Source organism: Streptomyces sp. NPDC127177 (assembly GCF_042672475.1).
In the GTDB taxonomy this organism is placed as follows: domain Bacteria; phylum Actinomycetota; class Actinomycetes; order Streptomycetales; family Streptomycetaceae; genus Streptomyces.
Map to the genome: position 1 here is coordinate 160,003 of NZ_JBHXUW010000002.1, position 17,076 is coordinate 177,078.

16 protein-coding genes and 2 pseudogenes are annotated in these 17,076 nt (G+C 67.0%); 10 read left to right on the forward strand and 8 right to left on the reverse strand.

Going from position 1 to position 17,076, the window contains the following annotated elements:
* Window positions 1-2: 2 nt before the first annotated feature.
* A complete protein-coding gene (locus ACFVJX_RS03080; RefSeq protein ID WP_384125252.1) occupies window positions 3-719 on the reverse strand; it encodes an SDR family NAD(P)-dependent oxidoreductase in 717 nt (238 codons plus the stop codon).
* Window positions 720-895: 176 nt separating this feature from the next.
* Between ACFVJX_RS03080 and ACFVJX_RS03085 the strand changes: the two genes are divergently transcribed.
* Complete coding sequence (locus ACFVJX_RS03085; RefSeq protein ID WP_384125254.1) at window positions 896-1,936, forward strand: Lrp/AsnC family transcriptional regulator; 1,041 nt, start codon at window positions 896-898, stop codon at window positions 1,934-1,936.
* A 212-nt stretch (window positions 1,937-2,148) separates the two neighbouring features.
* Here ACFVJX_RS03085 and ACFVJX_RS03090 read toward each other — a convergent pair whose 3' ends face one another.
* Window positions 2,149-2,616, reverse strand: a complete 468-nt coding sequence (locus ACFVJX_RS03090; RefSeq protein ID WP_384125256.1) for a transposase — start codon at window positions 2,614-2,616, stop codon at window positions 2,149-2,151.
* A 520-nt stretch (window positions 2,617-3,136) separates the two neighbouring features.
* On the opposite strand from ACFVJX_RS03090, the gene ACFVJX_RS03095 reads away from it, so the two are divergent.
* Together ACFVJX_RS03095 and ACFVJX_RS03100 are read left to right on the forward strand one after the other, a co-directional pair.
* On the forward strand, window positions 3,137-3,694 hold the full coding sequence (locus tag ACFVJX_RS03095) for a hypothetical protein (RefSeq protein ID WP_384125258.1): 558 nt from the start codon (window positions 3,137-3,139) through the stop codon (window positions 3,692-3,694).
* A 78-nt stretch (window positions 3,695-3,772) separates the two neighbouring features.
* On the forward strand, window positions 3,773-4,648 hold the full coding sequence (locus ACFVJX_RS03100; RefSeq protein ID WP_384125260.1) for an MOSC domain-containing protein: 876 nt from the start codon (window positions 3,773-3,775) through the stop codon (window positions 4,646-4,648).
* Window positions 4,649-5,284: 636 nt separating this feature from the next.
* On the opposite strand, the gene ACFVJX_RS03105 is transcribed toward ACFVJX_RS03100, so the two are convergent.
* The 5 genes and pseudogenes from ACFVJX_RS03105 to ACFVJX_RS03125 all read right to left on the reverse strand — a co-directional run bounded on the left by ACFVJX_RS03105 (window position 5,285) and on the right by ACFVJX_RS03125 (window position 10,297).
* Entirely contained in the window at window positions 5,285-6,076 is a 792-nt protein-coding gene (locus tag ACFVJX_RS03105; protein ID WP_384125262.1) for an alpha/beta fold hydrolase, read from the reverse strand.
* 763 nt (window positions 6,077-6,839) lie between these two features.
* Window positions 6,840-7,157 (reverse strand): annotated as a pseudogene (locus tag ACFVJX_RS03110) (winged helix-turn-helix domain-containing protein); the annotation flags it as partial.
* Between the two features lie 120 nt (window positions 7,158-7,277).
* A pseudogene (locus ACFVJX_RS03115) lies at window positions 7,278-7,994 on the reverse strand (serine/threonine-protein kinase); the annotation flags it as partial.
* A gap of 1,032 nt (window positions 7,995-9,026) precedes the next feature.
* Window positions 9,027-9,875, reverse strand: coding sequence for an NAD(P)H-binding protein (locus ACFVJX_RS03120; RefSeq protein ID WP_384125264.1), 849 nt, complete (start codon window positions 9,873-9,875; stop codon window positions 9,027-9,029).
* Window positions 9,872-10,297 carry a nuclear transport factor 2 family protein gene (locus tag ACFVJX_RS03125; RefSeq protein ID WP_384125266.1) on the reverse strand — a complete coding sequence of 142 codons (426 nt, stop codon included), beginning with the start codon at window positions 10,295-10,297 and terminating at the stop codon, window positions 9,872-9,874. Before ACFVJX_RS03125 ends, ACFVJX_RS03120 begins: the two co-directional genes overlap by 4 nt.
* An 86-nt stretch (window positions 10,298-10,383) precedes the next feature.
* Here ACFVJX_RS03125 and ACFVJX_RS03130 point away from each other — a divergent pair, with 86 nt between their 5' ends.
* From ACFVJX_RS03130 to ACFVJX_RS03140, 3 genes are all read left to right on the forward strand, one after another.
* Window positions 10,384-10,995 (forward strand): TetR/AcrR family transcriptional regulator, encoded by a 612-nt coding sequence (locus ACFVJX_RS03130; protein ID WP_384125268.1) that lies wholly within the window; start codon window positions 10,384-10,386, stop codon window positions 10,993-10,995.
* Between the two features lie 497 nt (window positions 10,996-11,492).
* Window positions 11,493-12,224: an alpha/beta fold hydrolase gene (locus ACFVJX_RS03135; protein WP_384125270.1), complete on the forward strand. Its 732-nt coding sequence runs from the start codon at window positions 11,493-11,495 to the stop codon at window positions 12,222-12,224.
* A gap of 681 nt (window positions 12,225-12,905) precedes the next feature.
* Window positions 12,906-13,904, forward strand: a complete 999-nt coding sequence (locus tag ACFVJX_RS03140; RefSeq protein ID WP_384125272.1) for a hypothetical protein — start codon at window positions 12,906-12,908, stop codon at window positions 13,902-13,904.
* A gap of 186 nt (window positions 13,905-14,090) precedes the next feature.
* On the opposite strand, the gene ACFVJX_RS03145 is transcribed toward ACFVJX_RS03140, so the two are convergent.
* Entirely contained in the window at window positions 14,091-14,444 is a 354-nt protein-coding gene (locus ACFVJX_RS03145) for a hypothetical protein (protein ID WP_384125274.1), read from the reverse strand.
* A gap of 394 nt (window positions 14,445-14,838) precedes the next feature.
* Between ACFVJX_RS03145 and ACFVJX_RS03150 the strand changes: the two genes are divergently transcribed.
* The 4 genes from ACFVJX_RS03150 (at window position 14,839) to ACFVJX_RS03165 (ending at window position 16,985) form a co-directional block, all read left to right on the forward strand.
* The gene (locus ACFVJX_RS03150) at window positions 14,839-15,033 is read left to right on the forward strand and encodes a hypothetical protein (protein WP_384125276.1); all 195 of its coding nucleotides are present in this window, start codon (window positions 14,839-14,841) and stop codon (window positions 15,031-15,033) included.
* Window positions 15,030-15,422, forward strand: a complete 393-nt coding sequence (locus tag ACFVJX_RS03155) for a type II toxin-antitoxin system death-on-curing family toxin (protein ID WP_384125278.1) — start codon at window positions 15,030-15,032, stop codon at window positions 15,420-15,422. Before ACFVJX_RS03150 ends, ACFVJX_RS03155 begins: the two co-directional genes overlap by 4 nt.
* A gap of 214 nt (window positions 15,423-15,636) precedes the next feature.
* Window positions 15,637-16,041, forward strand: a complete 405-nt coding sequence (locus tag ACFVJX_RS03160) for a BlaI/MecI/CopY family transcriptional regulator (protein WP_384125280.1) — start codon at window positions 15,637-15,639, stop codon at window positions 16,039-16,041.
* Window positions 16,038-16,985: a M56 family metallopeptidase gene (locus ACFVJX_RS03165; protein ID WP_384125282.1), complete on the forward strand. Its 948-nt coding sequence runs from the start codon at window positions 16,038-16,040 to the stop codon at window positions 16,983-16,985. Before ACFVJX_RS03160 ends, ACFVJX_RS03165 begins: the two co-directional genes overlap by 4 nt.
* Window positions 16,986-17,076: the final 91 nt, after the last annotated feature.

The following is a 17,076-nucleotide window of genomic DNA, read 5'->3' on the forward strand; positions in this document are numbered from 1 at the left end:
GTTTACCAGGGCACGGTCTGACCCGAGCGATCCAGGAAGGCCAGACCAGGCGTGCCCAGCTTGGACAGCAGGACGTCCACGAGCAGCGGGACACTCTCCTCCACGGTGTACGGAGCATCCGGCCCCCCGAGCGCGGTGCGGATCCAGCCCGGTGCCAGGACGGCGAAGCCTCGCTGCGTGTCGGCCTGCCGGACGGCGAAACTACGCATGAACATGTTCAAGGCAGCTTTGCTTCCCCGGTAGACCTCGCGGCCCGCGGTCGTGTTGTTCGTGATGCTGCCCTGTCCGGACGACATCGCCCCGATGAGGCCGGTGGGGGACACCAGGTCTTCGAGCGCCTCGATGACGCGCATGGGGCTGAGAGCATTGGTGATCATCACCTCGACGAAGTCGTCTGTCGCCACCTTGCCGATGGGCGTCTGCTCGCTTTTCGTGGTGCCGGCGTTGACGAGGAGCAGGTCAAGCCGGCGGTTCGTAAGATGCTCGTGCAGGGGCGCAAGGTGGGCGGGCTCGTTGATGTCGAGATGCTCGACGGTGACGCGGCCGCCGGCCCGGGCGGCGAGATCGTGCAGGGGTGTGTGCGCGGAAGGGTCGCGTACCGTGCCGATGACGTTCCAGCCCCGGCCGAGGAATTCAGCCGCCATCGCGTGGCCGAGGCCGCGCGAGGCCCCGACGATGAGGGCGGTCGGCACGTGCTGCCCTGTGACAGTCGATGACATACAGCACCATCTCCGTTCCTTTACATGGCGAGCTCACTTCGTGCGTCCTTTACCGAGACCGCCTCGGGGCGGCCTCGAAGTACGCGCTGCTGTGGCTCTTCATCGGTACGGAACAAGTCTGCTTGGCATGGCGCCGCATGTGCGATCCAGACAGATCGTTTTGTAGGATTCCCGCTATGGCGGATGTATCAGTGCCTGGATCCATCGCGATTCAGCCCGACGATGTGCGAATCATTCGCGCACTGCAGGTCGCCCCGAGAGCCTCCTTCGCCTCGATGGCAGCTGCGCTCGGCCTCACCGAGGGCGCCGTCAGGCGCCGGTATCGGCGCCTGCACACCGACGGCGTCATCCGCGTTGTCGGCGTCGTCAACCCAGGAGCGCTGGGGCAGAGCAGATGGCTGGTACGACTGCGCTGCCGGCCCGGCAGCGCAGCGGCGATCGCGGGCGCACTCGCCAAGCGAGACGATGTGAACTGGGTAGCCCTGGGCGCAGCCGGCTCCGAAGTCACCTGCGCGACGCAGTCACGGGACCAAGCGCAGCGGGAAGAACTCCTCGGCCAGCGGCTGCCGCGCACCGCGGCGGTACTCGACATCAACGCCTTCGCCATGCTCCGCCAGTTCATGGGAGGCCGCGGCCACTACTGGGCCGCGCTCCACGGCACACTGACGCCGCAGGAGGAAGCCATGCTCGGAAGCGACAGCCCTCCGTTCACAGAGTCTCCGGCCGTCACGGACGACCCCGTACACCTCACCACCGAAGACGAGGCGATGCTCGAAATGCTCGCTGCGGACGGCCGGGCCAGTCTCGTCGAGCTCGCCACAGCGGCGGACTCCACACCAGGTCGCGTCTCCCGCCGCCTCCGCGTCCTGCTCCTGCATCGCGTCGTCCACATCGACATCGAGATCGCCCCGGCAGCCTTGGGCTATCACGCACGGGCCAACCTGTGGCTTCGAGTACACCCGTCACAGGTGAAGAAAGTCGGACGCTCGCTGGCACGAGAACCCGAGATCGCCTTCGCCGCGGCCATATCCGGCCCGTACAACATCCATGCCGTCGCCCACTGCCGGGACCTCGACGAACTCTTCGAGTTCACGTCAGATCGCATCGGGGGACTGCCTGGCCTGCAGAGCATGGAAGTCTCACCTGTCCTACGGCATGTCAAGCAGGCAGGCACGCTACTGTCCGGCGACCGCCTCGCCGGTCCACCGGCCCGGTAGCTCCGACGCCAGAAATCTCGTGGCTCGCTCAGCGCGCGTGAGTCGCCGAACGCAATAGGTCGGACGGCCGCCCACCGGGATTTCCCGTGGCCATCAGTATGGATTCGACTGAACGCGTACCTGGACTTTGCCACGGCCGCTGTCAGCGAGATGCTGCTGCCCCTCGTCGGTGAGTTGGGCGTCCCAATGCCCACGGCGTCTGATGACCTTGATCAGCCCTCGGCTTTGCAGAGCCTGAGTGCGTTGCGGCAAAGGGAGGCCCTGTTCGATGAGCAGGGGCTTCTTCGTCTGCGGGGCGTGATCGTTGTGGGGTAGGGGCAGACAGCGGGCGGCCTGTTGTTGATCGAGGAGGTTGTGATGCCGTCGGTGCTGGGGTTGATGGAACGGCGTGAGGCGAGTGCGAGGCAGGAGAACTTGCCGCCGTCGTATCCGCGACTGTCCTCACCTACGGTTTCGGAGGCGTCCACCGACTGGCTGTCGATGATCCCCCCGCTGGGCTCGGCGTTGCGCCCTGAGCGTTCCCGCGTCGTGCGGCGCAGGCGTTCGTAGAGTTCACGCGCGTAATCGCAGGCCCGCCAGCGGCGGAAGAAATCGTAGACCGCCCGCCAATAAGGGAAGTCGACCGGCAGAGCCGTCCACTTCACACCGTTGTCGACGAGGTAACGCACCGCGTCGAGCATCTCGCGATGGCAGAACGCCTCCGGGAGTCCGCCCGCTTCAGAAGCCAGGCCGCACCGGCATCACGGAGCGGACCTCGGCCCACTCCGCATCCGTCATGTCACTGGGATGGCACCGCACCCGCTGTCCCGGAGCAATCGAACCGAACCTGTGCACGTAGCAGTCACACCCAGGGGAGGCCGCGGTGGACGCAGGCACAGTGAAACTGCTCAACTGATTCAGCAACGGGCTTCCTTGGTCGTGCTGGTGTCGTAACCGCGTCACTACCAAGGAGCCCGTTCTTTCATGCCCGAGACCGCACCCGAACCTCCGTCCAGACGATCACCCGCCGCCGGAAACCTCGAACGAGATCCGTTTTGCCACAACGCACTCACCCACCGACACATTCAACGCCTTTGTTCCAACGTCAGGCCCCGCAGCCACCAGTCACCCCAGAGCTGCTGGCCGTGCTCCCCCGTGCGGTGGAGGCGGATCATTATGCAGGGTGACGTGCCGGGCCCGGCGGTGGGAGAGACTCGCATCATGACGCCGCCGGATCCCGCCCCGCCCGAATCCCGCGTGCTGCCGGTCCCGCCGCCTCCGCGCTGGGCCGTGCGGGCCGCGCGTGTCGCGGCCTGGTCAACCGTCCCCTCCGGGGTGTGGCGCGTCGCGCTCGTGCTCGGGGTGCCGGTCGGGGTGATGGAGCAAGAAGAGTTTCTCGCCGCCTTCCCGCACAACTCCCCTCTGATCGGCCTGGCTTACGTACTGCTGATCGGTGCGGTCGCGGAAGTCGCCTCCTACCTCACGCTGGGCCTGGTACGGCCTTGGGGGGAAGTGATGCCCCGCTGGATTCCGTTTCTCGGAGGCGGTCCAGTCGACCACAGGATCGCGGTCCTCGCAGCTTCGCTGGGAGCTTTCGCGGTCACCTTCCTGTGGTGGGTCCTCTTCTTCGGAGGACTGCTGACCTCCCCCAGTCCGGATCCTGGCATCTCGGCCGGCGAAGCCCTCTTCGTCGCCGCCTACGCGCCACTCCTGCTGTGGGGCCCGCTCCTGGCAGCGGTGGCCTGGTCCTACCACCGACGACACAGGACTTCTCTGTGATGGTGGTCGAATTCGGGATCCGATCCTGATTCGGGGGATGGAACCCGCCGGTAGTCCTGGGGCTCAAGGGGGCGGCACATGGCCAACGTTGTGAATCTGATCTTCTATCCCGTCAAGGGGTGCGCCGGCACGTCCATGAGCGATGCGCTCCTGACGCCGGCGGGCCTCGCGCACGACCGCAGCTTCATGGTCATCAGCGAGGACGGAATCTTCCGCACGCAGCGCAGGCACCCTCGCCTCGCGCTGATCCGGCCCGCCGTCAGCGCCGACGGCACCCGGCTCACACTCGAGTCTGACGACAGCATGGAAGGTCACGGCACAGTCCGTCTCGATGTGACGACGTCCGCGCCACGCCGTGACGTCGATCTGTTCGGAACCGCCTTCCAGGGGATCGACCAGGGTGACGACGTCGCCGCCTGGCTCTCGGAGGTCCTCGGTACCCCCAGTCGTCTGGTCCGTGTGCCGCCGGAACATGACCGGATCGCCGATGGCCTGATCCCTGGCCCGTCCGGCTATGCCGACAGCAGTGCCGTGCACCTGCTGTCCCGCGCCTCCCTCGCCCTCCTCAACCGGCGGATGGCCGAGCGAGGTGCCCCACCCCTGCCGATGAACCGCTTCCGCCCGAACATCGTCGTCGACAGCCACGACAGTCACGAGAGCGAGGGGGAGGGCGACTGGACGGCACTGCCGCACGCCGAGGACCGTGCACGCCGCATCACCATCGGCGGTGCCGAGTTGGGCTATGCCAAGCTCGCGGTGCGCTGTGCCGTCACCCTGGTTGCGCAGGGGGCTGGGGCGCGGCAGGGGCCGGAGCCCTTGCGCACGCTCGCCGGCTACCGGCGAGCGGCGAGCGGGGGCGTAGTGTTCGGCGCGAAGTTCTCCGTGATCACGCCGGGGAAGCTGTCAGTCGGTGACGAGGTGGTCGTCAAGGAGTGGGGCGACGCCGAACTATGAGGAGAGCTGGTGCGATGACATCAGGCAACGCCCCACAGATCGGCGCACCGCCGCTGGCTTGTCTTCAGCTCAACCGAACATGATCGCTGAATTCCGCTGGTCAGGCATTGGTTTCGCTCGGAGGAGAGAGAGATCCCGCGTCTTCATTCCGCCTGATCGTCGAGGGGTGCGCGATGACGTCGATGTTGGGGTTGCTGGAAGGGAGCCCGTTCTTTCAAGTTCGAGACCGCACCCGAACCTCCGTCCAGACGATCACCCGCCGCCGGAAACCTCGAACGAGATCCGGTTTGCCACAACGCACTGAGCGCTGACCTTGTATGTGCTGTCCGGCCAAACCCCTCTGAGGCACCCTTGCCTCACCCAGGCGAGTACGGCTCGCTGCCGCTCGATCAGGTCCCGGTGCACGCGGTTCTCCCGTGGTGTAGCGACTGCGTGACCCAGCCCACAGTGCCCGTTGTTGCCATGGAAATTCAGGCGATGCGGGAGGGGACCTTCATTCGGACGAAGTCTGCGGTGAGTGCCGTTGGCAGCGTGAACGGAGTGAGCTGCGGAACCGGTTGGAAGAGGTTGGCAGGAACTCGAGTTGGCCCGGTCGCTTGCTCCCGTCAGCGGTGCCGTGCGAGTGTCGGCCCGTCCTCACCGTCGCGGCAGGGTGGTGAGGAAGTCCAGGACGAGCTGGCTCGCGACGGCGCGGAACTCCTCGAAATAGGCGTGCCGTGCTCCTGGGATCATCTGCAGGTGGGCGCCGGGGATACGGTCCGCGAGCAGAGGGGCGTTGGCCGGCGGGTTGAGCAGGTCGTCGGTGCCGTGCACGACCAGCGTAGGTGCGCCGATGTCCGGCAGGAGCTGCCACGCGTCGTGCTGGTTGCTGGCCGCAAGGTGGCGGCGCTGGGCGTGGGCGGGCATACCCGGGTCGCCGAGCGTCTGGTGCGGGCCGGGGTTCGCCGCCAGCCAGGCCGGGGTGTACATCAGCTCCAGCAGGGCCCGCCGTGCCGCACCCGGTTGCGTCTGCACCAGCGACCGACGCACCTCGTTGGTGCGTTCGACGGCGTGCGGTCCTCCGGGCGAGGTGCACCCGAGCACCAGGGCGCGCACCCGGTCCGGATGGCGGGCTGCGAGCTGTTGGGCCACGCGCCCGCCCATGGAAGTGCCGTAGACATCGGCCCGGTCGACACCGAGGTCGTCGAGTACCGCGATCACGTCCAGTGCGAAGAGGTCGGTGCTGTAGGGGGTGTCGGGCTTGTCGCTCTGCCCCGTGCCGCGGTAGTCGAACGTGATGGTGCTGCGGTCGGCGTGGAAGTCATCGCGCACCGCGTCCCACCAGTGGTGGTTGTTCGCCTGGCCCGCCAGCAGAACCAGCGGCGCCGTCCCCTCCCCCTGGACCTGGTAGGCGATACCGATCCCGTCGGGCGTCGTTGTGTGCGGCATGCAGATTGTCACTCCTCATGGTCAGTGGGTCGGTGCGTCGTGACACCGGGGCGTCCGCCAGATCTTGGTAGGCCGGAAGCCCAGTCCATCGCCTACGGATGGAAGGACTGTATGACCAGCGTGCTCGCCGCTCGACTTCTGTCTGCCCTCTACGGAGCAACTGAGGAGTGAACGGTCCGTTGCGCACCCCGATCCCACACCGCACCGTCACCCGACCGGTGGTCACTCTGAAAATGCTCAGTCTCTCGGCGGCTTCTTCTGCTGTCGGTCCGCTCAGCGCGCGGTCTGCTCGTGAGCGTCGATCATGGCCATGAGGTGCTGGCCTCTGGCGAGGGCCTGTTCGCTTTCGACCTCCGCCCGGAAGCCGGCCTCGATGGTCCCTGCGTAGCCTTCGAAGATTTGAACGCTGTGGTGCCGGTACGCAAGTGCGCCGGCGATCGTGCCGCCTGGGCGGCGGGCGACGAACCGGGCAAAGGTGCGCCTTGCGTTCGCAGAGGCCGTGTGCGGATGACTCCGTGTGGCGATTGAGCGGTTCGCTCTCCGACGCACTGTTTGCGACGCAGGTCGTCGAGCGTGTTGCATTCCGAGGGCGTATGCGTGACATAGGCCACTTGCCTGCGGTGGTCGTGAGGTCGCACAGACAACGGGGGAAGCCGCGCTGCTGCCGCCGGTGGCGATCTCGGCCCGAGGCGCGGTCCGGGCAAAAAGTGCGTCCGTCGGCTGGCGTCGACGATGGCGAGCAGTGCCACGACGCCGATGTGGGTCAGGACTTCCCAAAGCGGAAGCCGCGGTGGCCGACCGTGGTGATGTAGCGGGGGTTCGCCGCATCGTCGCCGAGCTTCTCGCGGAGCCGGGAGATATGCACGTCGAGCGTCTTGGTCGACGTCCACCACGTGGTGGCCCAGACCTCGCGCATCAGCTGATCGTGGGTGACGATCCGCCCCGCGTTCCGCACCAGCACCCGCAGCAGGTCGAACTCCTTTGAGGTGAGCTGGAGTTCCTCCTCGCCCATCCAGGCACGGTGCGACTCGACGTCGATGCGCACCCTGTGGGTGGCAGGCGGCTGCTGGGGCTCGGTGGCGCGCAGCGCTTGTACGCATTCGGCGGCGGGTGGCCGGTCCTGGGGGCGTTGGGATGTCATGCGGGTAAGTAGCAGTTCCAGGTGTTTGGGGAGCGCGGCGCGGGCGGCCCCGGTCAAGTGCGCGGCGGGGGTGCGCTGACCTGTGAGTTTGTCGACCAGGACGAGTCCGAGTGCGTAGATGTCCGAGGCAGGCGTGGCAGCGCTTCCCTGGAGCTGTTCGGGAGCCATATAGGCAGGTGTACCGAAAGCCCTCCCGGTGGTCGTGGCCGTTCGGGTGGGGGAGTTGTCGTCGCGGGCGATGCCGAAGTCCATCAGGACGGTGCGCCCGTCTGTACAGATCATGATGTTGGCGGGCTTGACATCTCGGTGCACGATCTTCGCCTCATGGACATGTGCGAGCGCGTCCGCCAGGCGGGAACCGGTTTCGACAACCGAGTCCACTTGCGCTGTCTCCCAGGTGAGGCCGTTCAGCATCTCCATCACAACGTAGGGCAGGGAGTAGCCCTCGTGGTCGACCGTTCCAGCGTCGTGGACGGTGACAATGCTGCCGTGGTTCAGCGACGCGAGGGTCCGGGCTTCGCGGGCGAATCGCCCAGCCGCTTCTGGATACCGGGCGACACCGGTGACGAACTTGATCGCAACCCGTCGGTGGAGTTTGTGATCCAGAGCCTCCCAGACTTCGCCGAGCCCGCCTCTGCCCAGCACGCGCCGAACGTGGTAGCGGTCCCCGACAGCCATGTCCTCGCGCACCCGTTCCCCCATCCGCCAGCATCGTGATGCTGTCTCGGTTGATGTGCAGACAAACCTAGATGAGGCGGCCCCGGCAACCGTAGCCATTGTTTACAGCGGCAGCGACCTCATCGCACCGCGCGGTGATGGCTTCGGACGGCGAACTCACGTGTCCGTACGGTCCACTACCGGCTGCTTGGCGTCAGTTGGGGCGCGGGGGTCGGGAAGCCTCGTCGCGGTGAGTTCAGACGGGGGTCCATGTCGAGACTCCCTACGGGCGAACGTGGGGCCAGAACAACGGGTTCAGGCCGCCCCGGTCGGCGGGTGTGAGGAGGCCGACCCACTCGGGTTTGCCCAGGTGTCCTGGAGCATCAGGGTGCTCACGAACTGTCCAAACTCACGATTGCCGGAGCCTGCTGTCTGATTGACGGGGGCCTCCATCAACTGCAGCTCCCGATGAGGGTGGTTCGCGGTGCGGGGAGGCGGCTCACCCACCTCGTTCCGGCGGCGGAAACCCGAAGATGGACGATCTCCTCGCGCTGGGTGGCGAGCGCACAGCCACTCCCGAACGCCTGACCGCAGCAGCCAGCGCCTGGGGAGTTCCGACATCCGCAGTCCTCCACCGCCCGCATGACCTGGAACTACTACCGGGGTGGCCCCACAGAGCCACCCCGCAGGGGCTCGGCGACGAGACGCCCCCTCCAACCAGCCCGGACCCGCTTACGCTGAACGCAGCCACTTGTTACCAGAGCCGTGGCTCACCTTCGAGCGCGCGGGCTCCCCGTCGACTCCGTCGCGGAGTTGACCGGCCTTCACCCCGACGACCCTCCATGCCGGCCATCGACGATCGGCCCGGCGGGTTCTTAAGTCCGGGGCCAGTAGGTACAAGCCCTCGGGGGCGCCTGCCGCCCGGTAGAAGTAGCCGCGCAATACGTCTCCACGGGAGCGACACCCGTGAGGTGCGCATTGGCATCACGGAAGCAGGCGACACCGCGCTGGTAGGCGTGGTCCAGCCGTCGTAGTCGCCGGAGGTGACCCGGGAGGCGGTTGCGACGACTTCACCGACCTCCGAGCCTCCTCAGACGGCCGGCCCGAGATTTACGCAGGGTCTCAAACGGAAGTGCTGATCGCCCTGGAACATCATCCGCTGGATCGCATCTCCGCCTCAAGGAAGGCGCGGAAGGTGCGCGGGGGCCGACCGGTGAGGCGCTGGACGGTGTCGGTGATGCGGTCCTCCGTCCCTTCGGCAATGGCACGGTCCATGCCGGCCAGCATTGCGGCGAACTCCACCGGCACCTGCGTCGTGAGGCGGTCGCGCATCTGCTCGTAGGACAGACGGTGGTGGACCACGGGCCGACCGGTGACCTCGGTGATGTCCGCGGAGATGTCGTCGTGGCTGAGTGCCTCGGGTCCGGTGAGGACGAGATCGGTGTTGGGGGCTTGCTCGTCGGTTAGAGCGCGCACGGCGACGGCCGCGATGTCCTCGGCGTCGACGAAGCCGACCCGACCGCTCGCAGTGGCGGTCCAGATGATGCCCTCGTCCCGGATGCTGCGAGCGTGCGCGTGCGTGCCGGTGAAGTTCTGCATGAACCACGAGGGCCGCAGTACCGCCCACTGTCCGAAGAGATCGGGCAGGGCCTGATGCACCGTCCCCACCGCCGGGCCGCCCTCGGGGATAGCCGAGGAGCTCAGCAGCACCGCGCGGTGCACGCCGGCGGCGCGGGCCTGATGGAGGAACGGCAGCATGGTCGCCACGGGGTCGGAGTCTCCCAGGGGCGGTATGAGGTAGACGCGGTCGACGCCGTCGAGCGCCGCCGCGTGGGTGGCGGGGTCGTACCAGTCGAAGGGGACCGGCTCGGCGCCGGCGACCGGGGTGGCCCGGCGGCTGGCGGCTTTGACGCGGTGACCCGCGGCCGTCAGCTGTGCGGCGGTGCGGCTTCCGGTCGTGCCGGTGGCGCCGACGACCAGAGTGGTGCCGGTGGTGGTCATCGGCTGCTCCCGGTGAAGTCGGCGCCGGGTTCCTGGACGGCGAGGGGGTTCCAGTAGTCGCGGTAGGAGGTGATGTGCCCGTCTCGAACGGTCACAACGGCGATGTAGGTCATGTCGAAGGGAGCGTCGCTCTCCACCATGCGGCCGACGCCGCGCATCTCGACCACGATGGTCTGCGGATCGGTGGTCTCGTGGATCCGCAGGTCGGGGAAGTCGTGCAGGTCGATGTGGTCGGGGTAGTGGCGCATGTAGGCGGCGATGGCCTCCTTGCCCTCCAGACGCCGGGGCCAGCCGTCGGGGGCGAAGGGGAACTCCATGAGGCCGTCCTCGGCCCACAGGGCGACCCACGCGGCAATGTCCTTGTCGAGTAGCAGTCGCAGGCTGTGGCGGTATAGATCCGCCGGCGAGGTCGGTGCGGACATGGGTATCCTCCAGTCATAGAATCCGGACCCTTGGTCCGCTTTGACGATATGGACCGCGGGTCCGTTTTGCAAATGGAAGGAGCGACATGCCCGAACGCCAGTCGTCTCGCAAGGACGCCAACCGCAACCGGGAGGCCGTGCTCGCGGCCGCCGACGCTCTCTTCGCTCGCCGCGAGAGTCCCGAGGACGTCACCATGGCCGACGTCGCGGCAGCGGCCGGCGTCGGCAAGGGCACGCTCTTCCGGGCCTTCGGCGATCGCGCCGGGCTGCTCCGCGCGCTGTACGAGTCACGACTCGAACCGATCAGGCAGGCCGTCGAGACCGGCCCGCCACCCCTGGGGCCCGCGACCCCACCGCGGGATCGCGTACCCGCCCTGCTCGATGCCATCCTGTGCTTCAAACTCGACAACCGGCGCCTCGCGCTGGCTTTGGAGGAAGGCGGGAGCGGCAGCCCGTACCAGGCGGAGCACTACGAGCGGTGGCACAGCCTGCTCCGAGCCGTACTGGAGCAGATCCCCGGCCTGACCGACAGCGACTTCACCACCCACGCCCTACTCGCCGCCACACGAGCCGACCTCGTCGAGCACCTGGCCGGAGAAGGGGGCATTCCGCGGGAGAGAATGCGGGAACAGTTGGCGAACTTCGCCACCAGAGTCCTGGCCTCCGGTCCGCTGCAAGGGTCGACCGCCGAGGAGTGATCGAGGACCGGGCGAGCCCTTGATCAGCAAAGCCGCAAACCACCGACAGCGAAGGTCGGGACGGCGCGTTACGGGCGATACCTTGACGCTGGGATGACGCTCTACGAGGCATTGTGACGCTCGTCCTGATGGGTTATCAGGCGCGTTGCCCCGCTGGTCAGGCGATTCCGCCACTCTGCGCGGGTGACCGGGCGGGGCCGCTCTGCACCACGAAATTCCCGTCACCCTGCCATTCCTGCCCAGCCGGTAAGCCGAGTTCATTCTGAAACGACGAGGACCTGTCCGGCCGGTCACCTGTGCCGCCTGCCGCCTGCCGCCTGCCGCCTGCCGCCTGCCGCGTGTGCATTGAGCTCAGCCCGTGATGATGTGTCATGCCCCGTTTCCTCGACGCAGCTGACCAGGCCGAACGTCTTTGTAGGCCGGAATTTCCGCGTCTCGGCGCCGGGGGCTGCCCGCCAGTAGAGTCGGCACGAGGAGAGCGCGGATCTGGGGGACTCATGACGGCTGTGGATGCACCGCCCATCATCTTCGTACACGGGACGCGGTTCAGCGCGGGACAATGGAGCCCACAGCTCGCCGTGCTCCAAAAGGACTTCCGGGTAGCCGCCGTTGACCTACCGGGGCACGGGGCCCGCTCTGCTCAACCGTGGAGTCTGGACGCGGCGACGGAGGTCATCGCTTCTGCGGTGGACTCGCTCGACCGCGGGCCGGCTCTGGTCGTCGGGCACTCGCTCGGTGGATACGCCTCGCTGGAGTTCGCGCGGCGTTGCCCGGAGCAGCTGCGGGGGTTGGTCCTCGCCGGGGCCAGCGCGTCAACTCGTGGTCCGTGGGCAACGCCGTACCGGTGGGTCGCCGGGCTTGTCTCCCGTATGCCGGCGGACCGGTTGACCCGCTGGAATGACAGGCTGCTGCGCCGGCTCTACCCTCCCGAGGTGGTGGACGCCACCATCCGCTCCGGCTACGCCTTCCACACTCTGCCGGCCGCCTGGGGCGAGGTGCTGGGCCGCTTCGACGCGAATGCGATGCGTCATGTGGCGGCTCCGGTGCTCATCCTGAATGGTGAGAAAGACACCGTCTTCCGGTCCGGCGAGATGGACTTCGTCCGTGCGCATCCGGACGCCCGCATCGAACTGATCGCGCGGGCGAGACATCTCGCGAACTTCGACGATCCGGATGCCTTCACCGATGCCGTCCGCCGCTTTGCCCTGCAACTACCTGCTCACAGTTGAGCGTGCCACGCAGGTCCACCAGGGCTGTCCGAGCGCAGGGAGAATGTGGACGTGGGGCTGGCCTAAGTTGGGCACCCGCTGGTCAGTTGCGGTACGCCGTCGAAATCACAGCAGGGCAAACATTGTCTGATCCGGTCCTGGCGTGGATTTCTCGGACGGCAGCTCTCCGCAGTGCTTGAGTGCGTCATCGAAGTGGCCCTGATAACCAGTTGTGTCAGCACATCGTCGCTCGGGGCCCCGAGGCGGCCCGGTACAAGAGCCGATCCAGTGAGCCATTTCCAACCTGACGGTGTGGAGCGGTGGTTGATGGGCTGTAGGAACTGATGACGGTCTTGGCGGACGACGGGTCACCATCACGATCACCCGTGCCGCCCCGGGGCTTCGTGTGCTTGTTCACTGACCGTCGTCTGAATGAATCCTGGGCCCAACGCTATGAGCAGGGCGTCCCGGTGACCTATCTGGAACCGTATAGCTGAATGTTGATGTGGCCGAAGTGCGGCTGCCGGGCTCCTGCGCCGCGCGGTGATTTCCGACGTTGACGCGAACGCGTTGGACGCATCAAAGGGCGGCGACATTGGCGCTCTGGTCGTGACCGCTCTACGCGGTGACAGTCAGTTATCTTCCTTCCTGAATGGGGTGTTATGTGACGAATTATCAAGTCATTCGCATAATATCCAGCCCATGATCAGAACCCGCATCGCCAGAAGCGCGACGATCGGCCTTCTCGCAGGGCTTACGGCCACCTCAGTCATGACCGCCGAAGCGCACGCGGCAAGCTCGACCGGCAAGGTCGTATCCCGCATCGGACAGAACGCCCGCTCGATGCCCGCCACGACCTCAGTCGTCACCGGCTTCTACCGCAGCGGCGCCCGTGTCCAGCTCGTGTGCAAGGTCACTGGCCAGAACGTGAGCGGCAACAGCACGTGGTACAAGACGCCCAAGGGCTGGCTCAGTGCCCGGTACACGCAGAACCTCGGGCCGGTCCCGGTCTGCTCGGACAACGCCGGCAAGGTCGGTCCTCCCGGACCCAAGGGGGACAAGGGAGACAAGGGAGATAAGGGCGATGAGGGTCCCAAGGGAGACCGTGGAGAGGGAGGGCCGCGAGGCCCGAAGGGTGAGCCCGGTAAGACGGGTCCGCAGGGGCCTGCCGGTCCCGCAGGTCCAAAGGGAGAGCCGGGCAAGAACGGCACCAGCACCAACGGCGTCAAGGGGGACAAGGGAGACAGGGGAGACAAGGGGGACCTCGGCGACCCTGGTCCCAAGGGGGCCAAGGGTGATGCGGGCCCTACCGGGCCCAGGGGAGAAACAGGAATGACCGGCCCTCAGGGCCCCGCAGGGCCCGAGGGTGACGCTGGAGACACAGGCGCTAAGGGCGACACCGGGGCTGCTGGTCCGGCCGGACCTAAGGGAGACAAGGGCGACGCAGCGCAGTTCAAGGCTGTCGACGTCTCCGGCCAGGAAGGTGCCGCAGTGCCTGACGCACGTCTCGTGCTGACAGCACAGTGCCCGGCTGGATCTCAGCTCGTGGGCCGCTACCTCGAAGGCTCCGGAGGTAACGACAAGGTCGCCTGGACAGCCAAGAACGTGGATGACAGGACCGTCGAGTTCTCTGTGACCAATGATGGTCCTGGTTCTCACATGGTCCGAGCTCACGTGACTTGCCTCGTGCCGGTGAGCTGACCCCACCGGACGACGAGCCCCCGGGAATTCGCCGATGGCCGGGGGCTTCGTCATGTACTCAGTCGGCCAGCACCCAGAGTCGCAACCGCGGCAATAGACCTCGAGTCCGGATCGACACCCGTGTTGGGGACTCCGGTCCGATCCGAGCTGCCATCACCCTGCGGTCAGTGGGGGAGTTGATGGGGGTCACGCTCGTCCTGGCCGTGCCCTACCGGCCAGCTCTACCCCGTTCTGCCATGCCTGTGATGCCCGAGCAACCTGGGCGAGGTCCTGCGTGATTCCTTCCACGAGCGACACGTCCTGGAACGGCTCGCGGCCGCAGATCGACCAACGACGTTTGACCTCCCAAGCGCTGATAGTCAGGACCGTCCGGTGCGAAACCACGCTCGTGACCGAGGCGCGGAGCAGCGGACTGGACTCGGAAGCCTCGAACGAAACAGCGAGGCCGTCCCTGTCCGCTGCGGCCTGAAGTGCCGCAGCGAGGCTGCCCTCAGTTGCGATGTCGGGATACAGGACGGCTGGATCACGGGCGGCGGTCATGAAGAAAGATCGTGCTGCACCCGCCGAAGAAGGGCACCCACCGCGGTGCCATCGACACCACCGCCCCGCCCTCCCGCATGCACAACCGAGCGAGATCCATACGCCCGGCATCGACGACTGGATGAATGTCACCGCACCCATCGATGACTCCCTGTCCTCGATGGGATCCGCTTCTCCCGGAGAGGCGACTCGGCCAGCACTTCGTCACAACTTGGAGCTATCCAGAAATGGTCATGCAATGGCGGCCAGTAACTCTGCACAGGTCCAATGTGGCGCGCTTGGGTGCCCGCGATCCAGGTCGGATCGAAGGCGCGACCGCGGAAGTATTGCTCGACGTAGGTGGTGCGGTTGGTATCGCCTGGTCGCCTAGATACCGGTCAGGTATCATCGCTGTATGGCGATGACACTCCGACTCCCCGACGATCTTGACGCGAAGCTCACTGAGCGTGCTCGTCGGGAGCGCCGCAGCAAGCAGGAACTTGCCATTGAGGCCATCCGTGAGGCCCAGAACCGGGCCGAGCTGCAGGTCGAGGATGTCCTCGCCGAGCTCATGGACAGCGATGCGGAGATCCTGGACTACCTGAAGTGACCGAAGTGCGCCACATCCAGATCGACGAGATTCTGGCCATCGCTCGCAAGGTCAACGATACCGAGCACAGCGTGCGTGACATGGGACTTTTGGTGTCAGCTATCGAACGGCCCCGCACCAACGTGTTCGGAGCCGAGCTATATCCCGCGCTGCACGAGAAGTCGGCGGCACTGCTGCACTCCGTTGCCCGCAATCACGCGCTGATTGACGGCAACAAACGCACCGCCTGGCTTGCCATGCGTGTCTTCCTGCGGGTCAACGGCCTCAGCGCCAGTACTGCCCCGCCGCCGGTCTCGATTGCCGGCCCGTTCGTCGAGGAAGTCGCGCAGGACAACGTCGCTGTACCGGTCATTGCGAAGCGCCTGGCGGCCTGGTTCCCGGTGCCCTGACGTCCGACGTCGTGAGGTCCGGGGTGGAACTCAGGGACGACGGTCGTCAGGTCGGCCCCTCCAGGAGAACCGCAGGTGCTCCGGCGGAGGCGATAGATTAGCCGTGCCTAAGAAATGATCTGCGGCATTCGTCTGCCTAGCTGTAGTCGTCGGTCGGGAGCTAGCCGCACCGGGCTCGCCCCACGCGCTTGGGGTGCGGGAGAACGGGAGATAAGTGTTGGACAAGCGTCGGGGCGAGAGACGTCCGCACGGTGAGCTCGTCGCGGACGTGCTGGCGGTGCTGTGGCAGGCCGGGCGGCCACTGACCGCGCAGCAGATCAACGCCGAACTCGGTCAGGGGTTGGCCAGGACGACGGTAGCCACCATTCTGGCCCGCCTGTACGAGAAGGGCACGCTGCGCCGGACTCCCGTAGTGCGCGGTTTCGCCTACGAGCCGGTGGTGGATGAGGCGGGGCTTGTCGCCGGTCGTATGCGTCGCGAACTGGAGAGCGATCCCCATCGTGAGCTGGTGCTGAAACGCTTCGTCTCGTCCTTGTCGGAGGGTGACGAGGAGATGCTGCGACGTCTGCTCCTTGAGGCTGAGGCTGACGCTGCTGAAGATGAGGGCGAGTCCGAGTGACGTACGTCCTGGTCCTGGTGGTTCTGGCCCTCGCCCTGCCGTGGGGTGGGGCGGTGATCGCCGTTCGCCTGGCCGGAGTGCTGCCGCCGCGCGAGGCGTGTTGGGCGTTGACCGGTGCGTCGCTCCTGCTGGCGGGCGGGACGATCGCGGCGCTGATCGGGCTCTTCCACGTCCCGTTTCTTGCCTCGCTGGAGCAGGTACCCCTGCCCCGCGTGCTGGAGGAATGGCCGGCAGCTGTTCCGTTGGCCTGTGCCGCGGGGGCCGTGATGCTCGGGCAGCTGATTTTGCTGCTGCGGCGGTGGTTCCAGCACCGTTCGTTGCTCAGTCGGGCCTGGCGGTCGGCCGAGGAGGGGACGGGTGACGGCGATCTGCTCGTGGTCCCGGGAACCGATGTTGATGCCTTCGCGCTGCCGGGATACCGGGGACGGCGGGGGCGGGTCGTGCTGACTTCCGGGGTGGTGCGGGACCTGAAGGCGAGTGAGCGCGAGGTGCTGCTGGCTCATGAGCGGGCTCACCTGGCCGGGCGTCATCACCTGCTGTCGGCGGCGGTCGACCTTGCCTCCGTGATCCACCCTGCCCTGCGGGGCCCGCGCGAAGCACTGGCCTTCCACCTGGAGCGCTGGGCGGATGAGGCGGCGGCCGCGGTGGTGGGCAACCGGCGGGTGGCAGCCGCGGCCATCGCGAGGGCGGCCCTGGCCGGGGCGGCCCGGGGCCGACCGGGTAAGGGCGGATACCCGCTGTTGTCGGCGACCAGCGGGCCGGTGCCTCGGCGGGTCGAGGCCCTGCTCCTTCCTGAGCCCGAGTTGCCGCGACGCGGTCCTCGCCGGGCGGGTGTTGCTGCCCTGGGGGGTGTGGTGGCTGTCGCCGCGTTCGCGGCCGTCGCCCTGGCCTACGGGTTGCACGAGTACGTGGAGTACGCGGCTGTTGCCGTGCGCGGTGGCTGATTCCGCCCGCCCCAGAGGCTGGAAGCGGGCGGGATCGATTCGTCGGAGCCGGCGGTTCGCCCGCTGGTCCGGGTTGGGGTGCCGGGAAAGG